This window comes from Clostridia bacterium (genome assembly GCA_016887505.1).
Taxonomy (GTDB): domain Bacteria; phylum Bacillota; class TC1; order TC1; family UBA5767; genus UBA5767.
The window spans coordinates 1,294,231-1,306,190 of record CP069393.1; the positions used below are offsets into that span (position 1 = coordinate 1,294,231).

Here is an 11,960-nt window from a genome sequence, read left to right on the forward strand (position 1 = left end):
CCTATCATTATAGCGATAAGATTGGGGACGCGCAATGCTTAGAATGCTACTACTACTCCTTTGTCAGATGCATAAACAGTGCTTAAACCATTGGTTTCTAGGATATGAATCGTTTTGAATGCAATTTCCTTTTCTATCCTTGCTCGAAGTTTTTCCACCCGCTCTGGTGCATCACAATGGGATATAAATATTTCCTTCTCACTCAAATCCATCTTTTCACTCAAAGCCTTGATGGTATTAAAAAGTTCATTTAACGCTTTCTTGGTACCTCTGGCATTTTTAATCATCATAATTTCGCCTTTACCATTCGTGCCTAAGATTGGTTTAATATTAAGAAGACTAGCCAACATACCTTGGATCTTCGAAAGACGCCCATTTTTCATAAGATTAGATAAATCTTCTAGAACAAAAACTGTTTTCAAATTCTTTGCATATTCCTGAACGCGTTGGGCAATCTTCTCGTAATCCGATTCACCACTTTCCAACTGACGCAATAAGAAATGTGCTACAGCAGCTTCTGCTGCAGATGCACTTAGTGAATCTATGATAAATATTTGGTGGTCGGGATGTTCTCCCAAAAACTGTTCCCTCGCCGTTCTAGCACTACTATATGTCCCACTTAACTCTGAAGAAATGCACACCACAAAAATGACCTTTTCTTCCCCTTCAAAATACTGCAAAAAATCACTTGGAGAAGGGCACGCTGTACGTGCTGGTTCTGGACAATTGTCCATTGCCTCAACAATTTGGGTTCGCGTTTTTTCTGTATCCAAAAATGTATCCCCACAAATGGTAATTTGAAAAGGAGCAAACAGCAGGTTCTCCAGTTCATTATCTAGTGCACTTGTATCACAAGAAGTATCGGCAATAATTTTTACAGACATATGTATCCCTCTTCTTTACATTTACTTGGAACGTTTATTCCTAAGAATATTGTAAGAAAAATTCATAAAAAAAAACATCCCACTAAGGGATGAAATTGCCTGTTTTAAAGGGATAATCACTCACCCCTACGCATCACCTTTCTAGGTGAGTCTCATTTTTCTGCATTCTTAGTAGATGAATCAACTGAAGACGGTTGGATACACCTAATTTACGGTAGATACTTTTAACATGGGTCTTTACCGTATTTTCTGAAATATTTAATTCCTCCGCCAATTCCCGATTCATAAGGCCGTCTATCAAAAGGCCAACTACCTCGCACTCTCTTTCGGTCAATCCTAAACGATGAACCAGTTCTGCCTCAGAAATTGAGTTCAGCTCCTCTTGTTCATAATTGATAAACACGTGTGAACTGATGTTGTAAAACGCTAAAATTGCAAAAATGGTATAGGATAAATGTGTTAATTGCAAAACATAATTGCGTAGTAGCAGCACATCCAAAAGGGTGTAAACAATCTGCGGGGCAAAAGCAATGATATAGGCTCTAGCCTGCCTTTTATTTGATGGTTCTTCAATATTCCGGTACTGGAAAATCAAGATCACAGCAATAACAAACACGCCCAATGAAGTGAGGGGATAATAGAAATTAATAGCAGCCCCGATGGCTCCCAGCAAATCGTTTCCAAAGTAAAACATGAAGGACACAATAGTGCCGACAAATACCACGCAAATGAAACTTACCACAGCACGGTAGGTAATTTTCCGGATATAAGGTTTAATTGGGAATAATTCAATTCCATACCTAGTTAAAAGGCCAACAATGGCTGTAACAGCACCCATCACCGCTACGGAAAAGACAGCATAGGTATATTCTAAATTAAACTGTTCGCCCACTAGAAGCACGTAATGCGTCGTAAAATAGTCATAAATATAGAGCATCACAATCAGGAAGGCTATCGGGACAAGAACAATCAGGTTTTTTTTCACCAACTTGTCCTTTGTCTTCACATAAAAGAATACAATAAAAGACAACATGGAAATCATGATAGCAGTTTCAATAAATTGTAATAAGTCCGTTATGACAAACATGTAGAACTCCTCGATAGATTTAGTCAAATAATTGTAGCACGTGTAATCTTCTTTCTCAATGGATGGCAAGGTTAAATCAGGAGGTAGTCACGCAATTGTGAAGTTATTCTACAAAAAATATATTTTGCCATAGGCATAATCTGATTTCTATCCAAAACACAATACGGGCAGGTAAACCCATAAATACGGGACAGCCTTTCGCCCATAGTTCGCGAAATGCTGCCCCGTACTATTTTAAACTAAACTTCCATAAACCTAGATTTATTTCTTTCTTTCAGATACAAAGATTACCTCATTCTCCTATTCTTCCAAGTAGGCATTACTAAAATCCAAGGTACCTAGTACGGAACGATCCCAATCCTTGAGTTTCGGACTAGCCATCATAATATCCGAGTAATGGTAAATCGGAATAATGGGTAATTCTGCAATCAAGATTTCCTGTGCCGCATACAAAGCATTAAAATGCTCTTCACGGGAGGTTGAATTGTTGGCAATTTCTAGATATGCATCGTAATCAGCATTCGAGAAATTCGGGTCATTGTATGTGTTTTCTGTGGTAAAAATAGCAAGTAGGCCCATCGGATCCATAAAGTCAGTCAACCAACCACCTCGTGACATCTGGTAATCGCCTTCTTTTCTGGTATCTTGGAATACTGCCCACTCTTGATTTTCAATGTTACAGTTTATTCCCAAGTTGGTTTTAAACATCTCCTGCACCAATTCAGCAACCGCTTGATGCGCCTCAGATGTGTTATACACTATGGTGAATTCTGGGAAACCTTCGCCACCTGGGTAACCCGCTTCCGCTAGCAATTCTTGAGCTTCTGCCACCTTACTATCATCTGCAACTAGTCCATAGGTGCCAGCGGTCATAAAGAAATCATTTCCCTTATCATCCAAAAATCCTGGTGGTACAAATCCAGCCGCAGGTACCTGGCCGGACGCTAGAGTTTCACAGATTAATTCACGGTCGATTCCCAAGGTTAAGGCTTTTCTAACCCGAATGTCTTGCCACATTTCTAGGTCCATATTAATATTGTAATAATATGTTCCGAGCAACGGGAACACATAAAATCTTTGGTCTTCGGCAATTAATCTAGGAATTTCTGCTGGTGGGACGTCTGGAATAAAGTCCAACTCGCCAGATTCGAATGCCTGGTAGGCTGTAGCCGATTCATCAATCAATACGGCATCAATTCCACCCAGTTTTACAGCATCCGCATTCCAATAGTTTTCATTTTTTCTGAATGTCATTTCTTCACCAATGGTATAGGAAGTAAGAACAAACGGACCATTGGATATCGCTAATTCAGGGTCTTTGGCCCAAGAACCGAGTGAGCCTGATTCTACAGAAGACTGTTTAACAGGCATAAAGTGGTAAAAGGACAAAAGTTGAACAATATAGTCTGTTGGAGCAGTCAATTTCACTTCAAAAGTCAAATCATCAATCGCGGCAATCCCGACATCGTCCATGCTTCCACCATTCACAGCATCCCACGCTCCAACAATGTTCGTATATTCCCAAATCCAAGAATATTCAGAAGCAGTCTCCTTGGCCATAGCACGTTTCCATGAATAAACAAAATCATTGGCCGTTAAAGGTGAACCATCCGACCATTTGGATTCTCTAAGATGAAAAGTAACTGTTTTTCCATCTTCAGAAATGTCCCAAGTCTCTGCAATCCCGGGGTATACTATCCCGCTTTTTTCTCGAGTCAGCGCCTCAAATGTTTGATTAACCACATCCCCACCTTCACTTGCACCGTTAAGTCCGGGATCGATGGTTTTGGGGTCAGCCCCGATATTCCACCTCATAATGGGAAGCTCCTCCGCGGATTCTTTGGAACCTTGACACCCTGATCCCATTGTCACCATGAAAGCTAGCACCAATAAAATTGATAACAGTTTCTTCATAGTTCTTGTTTGTGTCGGCATTGTATCCGACACTCTCCTTCCCTTATTTTTTTGGCGGCATCTCGATTTTGCCGTCAAACTAAAAGCTTACTCGGTTGCATTGACTTTCTCTACAAGATGACAGGCTACATAGTGGTCTTTGCGTAGCTCTCGAAGTTCTGGGGTTTTACTCGTACATATTTCTTCAGCATAACGGCAGCGAGAGGCAAAGCGACAACCCTCAGGCATATTAATTGGGCTTTTAACATCTCCTTCTAGAATGATACGTTTGCTTTTTTTATTGAGTTCGGGATCTGGAATCGGTATGGATGAAAGTAGTGCTTTGGTGTATGGATGAAGTGGATAAGCATAGAGCTCATTGCTTTCGCATATTTCCATCATATTTCCCAAATACATTACACCGATTCGGTCTGAAATATGTTTTACCATGGATAAGTCATGCGCGATAAACAAATAGGTTAAGCCCATCTCTTCTTGCAGGTCCTCCAACATATTGACAACCTGAGCTTGGATAGAGACATCCAAAGCTGAGATCGGTTCATCACAAACAATTAGCTCTGGTTCTATGGCTAATGCTCTTGCAATACCAATTCTTTGTCTTTGGCCTCCAGAAAATTCGTGAGGGTAACGATTGGCATGTTCATGCTTTAGCCCAACACGGGACAAAAGGTCAAATATACGCATTTGACGTTCCTTCCCTGCATATAGGCGGTGCGTATCAATGCCTTCACCAATGATATCCGCAACCGTCATTCTAGTATTCAACGAAGCATAGGGATCTTGAAAAATCATCTGAATTCTCTTACGATAGGGCAACATCTCTTTCGGTTTCAACTTGGTAATATCATCTCCATCAAAAATGATTTGCCCATCTGTAGGATTATATAGCCGTATAATACAGCGGCCGGTAGTCGACTTACCACAACCGGATTCACCAACCAATCCAAAGGTTTCACCTTTTCTGATGAAAAAAGATATGCCATCCACCGCCTGAAGATATTGTCTTTTTGACTTTCTGCCACCTTTAATCACAAAGTATTTCTTAAGATTTTTTACTTCTAGTAGTTTTGGGCGATTATCATCCAACAATCTCACATCCTTTTTTATATCCTGCTACGGTAGGTGCTTCATCATCTAGTAGCCAGCAACTTGATATATGATCGTCGGAAACTTTGAAATTTGGCGCAGCCTCTTCTAGGCAGATTTGCATAGCATGAGGACAGCGTGTACTAAAGGGACATCCTTTCGGCGGAGACAACAAATCTGGTGGTGAACCTGGTATTGGAACTAGACGGTCCTTACTCTGTTCATCCATCCGGGGAACCGATTGCAGCAAGCCTATGGTATAAGGGTGAGACGGCAAGTGAAAGATTTGCTCAGTAGTCCCCTTTTCCATAATCTTCCCACCATACATAACCACCATATTGGTACAAATTTCTGCAATCACACCCAAGTCATGCGTAATAAGGATGATGGATGTATCAATCTCCTTCGACAACTTTTTCATTAGATCTAAAATCTGTGCCTGAATGGTCACATCCAGCGCGGTTGTAGGTTCATCTGCTATCAATAGTTTCGGGCTACACGAAAGTGCCGTAGCAATCATAACCCTTTGTCTCATTCCACCTGAAAACTCATGGGGGAAAGAGTTTATTCGCTTTTGCGGTTCCGGTATCCCAACTAAGCTAAGCATCTCTATGGCACGACTCAAAGCTTCTTTTTTGCTAACCTTGTTGTGTCTGCGAATCACTTCCACCATCTGATTCTTAATGCTATAGACAGGATTTAGAGAAGTCATGGGATCTTGAAATATCATGGATATCTCCCAGCCACGCATTTCACTCATTTGCTTCTCACTACGATTAACCAGGTTTTCCCCCTCGAACAAGATTTCTCCCTCTTTGATTCGACCAGGGTGGTCAATTAGTTTCATGATGGATAAAGCAGTTACACTTTTCCCGCTACCTGATTCTCCAACAATACCTAGTATGTCTCCCTTTTCCATGTTAAAGGAAACGCCACGCACAGCCTGCACTTCACCTAAGTGTGTGTAAAAAGAGGTCTTTAGATTATTGACTTCTAATAATCTACTCATTTTTTCACCTAGCCCTTCCTTAGTCTCGGGTCAAGGGCATCACGTAAACCATCACCCAAAAAATTGAATGCCAACATGGTAAAGGCAATCGCCAACGCTGGAAAGAAGAGCTGGTACGGATAGGTCGTAAGACCAGAAAGAGCATTACTTGCTAATACGCCCCAGGAGGCCATCGGAGCAGATACACCCAAACCGATAAAGCTTAAAAACGCTTCCGTAAACACAGCACTAGGAATCATCATGGCCATGGCAACGATAATCGGTCCCATGGCATTGGGAATCAGGTGGCGAAAAATAATCTTTCTTTTCGATACACCCAAGGTTATGGCTGCCAATACGAATTCCTGTTCTTTTAGGGCTAGCATCTGGCCACGAACCAGCCTTGCCATCGAAACCCAATATACACTGGACAGAGCAATAATGATGTTCCAAAGTCCATTATTCCTAAACCAAACCATAAGCAGTATCACATATAATACCAACGGAATAGAGTTAATAATATCCACGATACGCATCATAATGTTGTCCACGCGGCCACCCTCAAAGCCAGCTATGCTACCATACACGACACCAATAAATAGATTAACCATGGTCGCCACGAAAGCCACAAATAGGGAAATCCTAGCACCATACATCACTCTGGTTAACAAATCCCGCCCCAACCCATCTGTGCCAAAAGGAAAGCTCCTATTCCAAGTAGTCTTGGCTGGTTGGGTTTCAACCTGCCCTTTATAAGCCACTGTAAAATCATAGTCATATCCCTGCTTTTGAGGCAATGTATTATATGAAAAATCAATCGTAATCGCTTCTCCATCCATTTCATAAATATAGATTTTATTGATAATATCTTCATCTATACGCTCAAGACGGCGAATAATATTCCCCTTAGCTGAGACCTCAAGGAGTAAATAGTCATTGGTCAAATACAGGTAGGTATCTCCGATTTCATACAATTCTAATCTGGGTGGCGTATTTCGAAAATCATTGGCTTGGTCGGAATAACTGTAAGGCGTAAGGAAGGGTCCCAGTACACCAAACAAGATTACCAATATAATGATGACAATGCCCAACATGGACAACTTATTTTTCTTAAGTCTACGCCAGGCATCTGCCCAATAGGTCAGACTGGCTCGCTCACTTTCCTTTTCTTCTTCTTGTTCACCAATAAACACAAATCGTTTGTCACTCATATGCTATTCCTCCTTTCCAAATCTGATTCTTGGATCAATAAAGCCATAGGCTAAATCAACCAATAGAACCATAATGATATAGAAGGCAGCATAGAATACAGTCATGCCCATAATGGTCGTATAATCTCGATTGGTAACACTTTCCACGAAATATCGCCCCATGCCACCGATGGCGAAGATTTTTTCCACCACAAAAGAACCCGTTAAAATTGCAGCTACCATTGGACCTAAGTAGGTTACCACAGGAATCAGCGCATTTTTTACGGCATGTTTGGCGATGACCCAGAACTCTGGTATTCCATTGGCTCTTGCTGTTCGAATATAGTCCTGCCGCAAAACTTCCAACATGCTGGACCTAGTCAATCTAGTTACAAAGGATATAGAATATCCTGCCAGTGCAAGAACAGGCCCAATATATCCTAGTGGACTCGATAAACCAAAACTAGGTAGAATACCCAATTTACCTGCGAAAATATAAATAATCAATGTAGCAATGACAAAGCTTGGGACGGTAACACCCAAGGTAGCCATAAACATAACTATATAGTCAATCGTCTTATTTTGTTTAAGCGCTGATATGATCCCCAAGGGTATACCCACCACTACAATCAGGATACTAGCCAACCCTCCCACTCTGGCTGAATCGGGAAAGCCACCTGAAATGAGTTCATTCACCGTGGTACCAATTTTAGAATAAGATGGACCAAGGTCAAAGGTCACAAGGCCCTTCATATAGTCGAAATACTGTTTAGGCAGAGGATCGTTCAAATGATATTTTTCATTTAGCGTCCTCATAATCTCTTCCGGTACTGGTCTTTCCCTAGTAAATGGCCCCCCTGGAATGGCATGCATCATAGCAAAAGTAAGGGTTGCTATGAGCAACAGTGTAAGTACTGCTGAAATCAACCTTTTAAAGATATAAGAGTTCATTGTTACTCCTTTCTCAGATTATCGGTCGGTATCTTAGCCTCCAATAAAGCTACTTTTCGGAATATAAACTCAGCTTTTACAACAGTATGTATTACTAATTTAATTCGTTAAGACGTTAAATAATCCTTTAATACCGTTAAATTTACGTTATTTAGCAGTTTTAAGTATACTTTATCATCCTTTTATGTTCTTTTACCCAATCCCTTTCATTTCCTAGCATTCAATTCTCATAGACGCTTCTCAAAATATTTTCCTTCTTGCCTAAGCACCTAAAAAAGCCGACAATACTATTCTTACATGCTAAAATTAATTCGGAGGTGTACTTATGTGCGGACGTGTTAGTCTTTCTATGGAATGGAACCGGTTATCTTTTATTCTAGGCAATGATTTCAATATGGAAGAAATACCGGAAAAATTGAATTATAAGCCAAGATACAATATTGCTCCTGGATACAAACTACCTTGCATCATTACTAACCCAAAATCTGGCAAGCAGCGAGTTGGGCTCATGAAGTGGAACTATACTCCCTTTGTAAGAAAGAGCCAAACCAAAGACCGAGCCTTTACACTTATAAATGCTCGAGCTGAAACCATTGACAGCAAGCCTTCCTTTGTTCATTCCTTTCTAAATAATCCTTGTATCATTCCAGTTGAAGGATTCTATGAATGGGAAAAAAAAGATAAGGAAAAAATTCCTCATCTTTTCAAACCCAAAAATGACAAACTGCTTTATCTTGCTGCAATCTATACCCCCTTGCCTGATTCCATGGTAGCAGCTGGAGCGAATCCATATGGCTTCTTGATCATTACTACAAAAGGAAATGATCTGATGCTTCCGATTCATGAAAGAATGCCCGCCCTACTAACAGCAGACTTGGCAAGCTCTTGGCTTGATCTAACCAAAGACCCGGTAGAGCGAAAATCTCTGTTGCGCCCAGCATCAGAAAACCTACTTGTCCATTATCGTGTGGACCCTGCTGTAAACTCCACTCAGGCCGAAGGAATAGCCTGTACGAAACCAATAGACTAATAATACAGATTATGGAAAAATGGTGTAATGCAGATTAGAGCTAGGGTTAGCCAGAGAATTGTAACAATCCAAAACCGAACCGGCTCCTTATTTTTATATATTTTTCGATGCCCTAGGACACAGCCTACACTCAACGTGTGTACTATAGCAACCAATAGCATACTTCCAATAATAAGCCAAAACATATTTTCCTCCTTACCACTTGCCTCAAGCTTTCAAAACTTATTTACCCACCAACAAGCAGTATGCACTCTCTAGCTCGTATTCACAGAGACCAGGTATACTACTTTGGTTCTTTTTCCCAAATATTTCTAACATTACTATATCACATTTATATGTCTTTAGCAGTATTAAGATTTCTACTATTGATACCGTATTATTTATATTATCTGCATAGAGTATCAAGAACACACTAATCTTTTGCACAAAAAGAAGGCAGGCCTTCTCGGCCTGCCTCACCTGGTCTTTATTCAATTATTTACATCGTGGGGCTTTGAATCGGGTTCTGACTATAGCCGAATTGTTGGTTGGCAATTGCTTGTTCCACCTTTTCTGCATCATCCCACTCCTTACCTTCTAATGGTAACTCCCCTGGGAGCAATCGCGAAAAATGGATTAGCCCTCTGCCCTTTTCAAATGTACGACGTTCAAAATAAATTCCCTCATGATATCCCTCAGCGGGAATTTGGTAATCCACCTTGATTTGTGTATTACCATTTTCAGAAATCTTTGTTTCCATAATTGTGGCCGTCATCGTTTTCTCTTTACCTTCAAACATGAGTTTCTGGCTCCAACTACTTCCCGTCGTAAGGGGCAACTGCAGGATGATCAAATCCTTAAACTTAGAGTTTATTTTCTTCTCACCTAACCTAGTATTTTCCAAAACATGTTCCGTAATTCTGCCACGGCTACCATCCACTTCATATTGGACGGTAAAATTGCCGGGAATTCCACTGCCGTCATATTCGAAGTCTCCTTCAACTGTATACGTTCGTCCATCTTCTTGGTATTCGACCCCAGTGAGCGTCGCCCGATGAGCATACTCTGCAACACCATAATAGAGCATCATCGTATCCTGAGGAGGCAACCATGTTTGAGCAAGTAGTTCAAAAGGATAGCCCGAAGCACCTCGGTTAAGCATATAGCCGACTTCAAAATTCCCATCGTCTGCCAAAATTAGTGCACTAAAAGCAGTAATTCCCAAACCTTTACTAAAAGTTCTTTCCTCATAATAGTCACTTTTCAAATCATCATATCTCACTGTGATACGTTCCATATCGTCCATTCCAGTAATCTCAGCACTCAAAAAAAGAGTTTCGCCTTCTACTGTCTGTACTTCTTGATTCCAGGTATTGCCTACTTCCAAGGGATACTTCAGTAACACCATATCCACAATATCTTTACCCATCATTCGCGGGGCATCTCGCTTCTGCTTCCACTGACCCTCGCCCAGCGTATACTCTACGTTCACCTCTAAGAGCGACTCCGCCATTTCTCCTGACATATCGTCTGCCATGCCAGAAATAATCATTTGTAAGCTATCTTCACGACAAAAGCGCTGCTCTATGCTCATGGTATGCCCATATTCGGCAAACCCTTCATAAGCCCATACAAATCCTTCCTTAAGTGGCAAATAAGCACGAAGAGCCTCGAAAGCCCTCGCTTCTTCCTCTTCGCTCATCACTAGTTCCTCAGAATCCACTACCGGTTCTTCTAGCTCCGGTTCTTCCACCGGATTCTCACTAGATTCATCCGAATACTGACAAGCATCCAATCCCAACACCAGAAGTAACAATAACAGAAGAAAAACGGTTATCTTTTTCATGGTTCACTCCTTTGAGCATCTTTTGGTTTTCCCTTGCATATCTGTGCATTTTTCAGTTCCACAAGTAAGATCGCAGCAATAATTACAGCGCCACCAATTATTATCCGTAAGCTCAACGTTTCACCCAACAACATCACTCCAAGCCCTGCAGCAAACAAAGATTCCGCAGACAAGAAAATGGATACATGAGAAGAAGATGTATATTTTTGAGCAGTAGTCTGTAATGTAAGACACAGGAAACTGGAGAATACACCCAAATACAACAATGCGCCCCAAGCCCGAGAAGATAAATTGAAGCTAATTGGTTCGCTAACAAGTGCCGTAGCTAAAAATAGGATGCAAGCTACTAGCATCTGCATATAAGTGAGTTTAAGTACATCCATTTCCTTGGCAAACACCTCTATGGTCAAGATATGAAGAGCAAAAAAGAAAGCGCAGACCAAGGTTAGTCCATCACCTAAATTAAAGCCACTCACTTGATCTAGGCTAATTAAGCCTACCCCGATGATGGCTGCAAAGCTAGCCACAAATTCCCTAAGCAAGGGACGTTTTCGGTGGATTAACCAATATAGGAAGGGTACCATTACGACATAGGTAGCGGTGACAAATCCCTGTTTAGAAGCTGTAGTATACTGTAGTCCAATGGTTTGACTTGCATACCCCAAATAAAGCAAGAGGCCCACCACCAAACCTCCTTTTATATCTTTTTTCTCAATTTTACCAATCTTGGTAAATAGAAATAATCTCATAGCCACAACAGCAATTAGAAATCGAAAAAAATTCAGGCTCATTGGGCCCAAACTATTTAATGTATCCTTTACTGCAACGAACCCCCCTCCCCAAAGGAAGGCCACGAATATCAAAGTCATATCAGATAAAATCTGTTTTTTTCTATTGTTCATTTATATACCGAATCCTCAACTTACTATTCATTATTGTATCTCTTTTTTCCTATATTAGGAAACCGAATAATTGGCCCAAATAAAACAGACCTCCTTCTACTAC

At 40.9% G+C, this 11,960-nt stretch carries 10 protein-coding genes; 1 reads left to right on the forward strand and 9 read right to left on the reverse strand.

Annotated features, from left to right (window positions below; all coding sequences use genetic code 11):
- Positions 1-38 precede the first annotated feature (38 nt).
- The 7 genes from JR334_06310 to JR334_06340 all read right to left on the reverse strand — a co-directional run bounded on the left by JR334_06310 (position 39) and on the right by JR334_06340 (position 8,100).
- Complete coding sequence (locus JR334_06310) at positions 39-884, reverse strand: DegV family protein (protein QRN84606.1); 846 nt, start codon at positions 882-884, stop codon at positions 39-41.
- Between the two features lie 133 nt (positions 885-1,017).
- Positions 1,018-1,971, reverse strand: a complete 954-nt coding sequence (locus tag JR334_06315) for a hypothetical protein (protein ID QRN84607.1) — start codon at positions 1,969-1,971, stop codon at positions 1,018-1,020.
- 300 nt (positions 1,972-2,271) lie between these two features.
- Positions 2,272-3,885 (reverse strand): peptide ABC transporter substrate-binding protein, encoded by a 1,614-nt coding sequence (locus tag JR334_06320; GenBank protein QRN84608.1) that lies wholly within the window; start codon positions 3,883-3,885, stop codon positions 2,272-2,274.
- 87 nt (positions 3,886-3,972) lie between these two features.
- Complete coding sequence (locus JR334_06325) at positions 3,973-4,974, reverse strand: ATP-binding cassette domain-containing protein (GenBank protein ID QRN86873.1); 1,002 nt, start codon at positions 4,972-4,974, stop codon at positions 3,973-3,975.
- On the reverse strand, positions 4,964-5,980 hold the full coding sequence (locus tag JR334_06330; GenBank protein ID QRN84609.1) for an ABC transporter ATP-binding protein: 1,017 nt from the start codon (positions 5,978-5,980) through the stop codon (positions 4,964-4,966). The genes JR334_06325 and JR334_06330 overlap by 11 nt, the downstream gene beginning before the upstream one ends.
- A gap of 8 nt (positions 5,981-5,988) precedes the next feature.
- The gene (locus tag JR334_06335) at positions 5,989-7,170 is read right to left on the reverse strand and encodes an ABC transporter permease (protein ID QRN84610.1); all 1,182 of its coding nucleotides are present in this window, start codon (positions 7,168-7,170) and stop codon (positions 5,989-5,991) included.
- 3 nt (positions 7,171-7,173) lie between these two features.
- Positions 7,174-8,100, reverse strand: coding sequence for an ABC transporter permease (locus JR334_06340; GenBank protein QRN84611.1), 927 nt, complete (start codon positions 8,098-8,100; stop codon positions 7,174-7,176).
- A gap of 325 nt (positions 8,101-8,425) precedes the next feature.
- Between JR334_06340 and JR334_06345 the strand changes: the two genes are divergently transcribed.
- A complete protein-coding gene (locus JR334_06345; GenBank protein QRN84612.1) occupies positions 8,426-9,130 on the forward strand; it encodes an SOS response-associated peptidase in 705 nt (234 codons plus the stop codon).
- Between the two features lie 478 nt (positions 9,131-9,608).
- Here JR334_06345 and JR334_06350 read toward each other — a convergent pair whose 3' ends face one another.
- Both JR334_06350 and JR334_06355 read right to left on the reverse strand, forming a co-directional pair.
- On the reverse strand, positions 9,609-10,955 hold the full coding sequence (locus tag JR334_06350; protein QRN84613.1) for a hypothetical protein: 1,347 nt from the start codon (positions 10,953-10,955) through the stop codon (positions 9,609-9,611).
- The gene (locus tag JR334_06355) at positions 10,952-11,857 is read right to left on the reverse strand and encodes a DMT family transporter (GenBank protein ID QRN84614.1); all 906 of its coding nucleotides are present in this window, start codon (positions 11,855-11,857) and stop codon (positions 10,952-10,954) included. The genes JR334_06350 and JR334_06355 overlap by 4 nt, the downstream gene beginning before the upstream one ends.
- Positions 11,858-11,960: the final 103 nt, after the last annotated feature.

Coding starts and splice junctions, on each gene's coding strand:
- JR334_06330 (QRN84609.1), bottom strand. CDS start 5,980: ATGAGTAGATTATTAGAAGTCAATAATCTAAAGACCTCTTTTTACACA.
- JR334_06350 (QRN84613.1), bottom strand. CDS start 10,955: ATGAAAAAGATAACCGTTTTTCTTCTGTTATTGTTACTTCTGGTGTTG.
- JR334_06320 (QRN84608.1), bottom strand. CDS start 3,885: ATGAAGAAACTGTTATCAATTTTATTGGTGCTAGCTTTCATGGTGACA.
- JR334_06310 (QRN84606.1), bottom strand. CDS start 884: ATGTCTGTAAAAATTATTGCCGATACTTCTTGTGATACAAGTGCACTA.
- JR334_06345 (QRN84612.1), top strand. CDS start 8,426: ATGTGCGGACGTGTTAGTCTTTCTATGGAATGGAACCGGTTATCTTTT.
- JR334_06335 (QRN84610.1), bottom strand. CDS start 7,170: ATGAGTGACAAACGATTTGTGTTTATTGGTGAACAAGAAGAAGAAAAG.
- JR334_06315 (QRN84607.1), bottom strand. CDS start 1,971: ATGTTTGTCATAACGGACTTATTACAATTTATTGAAACTGCTATCATG.
- JR334_06340 (QRN84611.1), bottom strand. CDS start 8,100: ATGAACTCTTATATCTTTAAAAGGTTGATTTCAGCAGTACTTACACTG.
- JR334_06355 (QRN84614.1), bottom strand. CDS start 11,857: ATGAACAATAGAAAAAAACAGATTTTATCTGATATGACTTTGATATTC.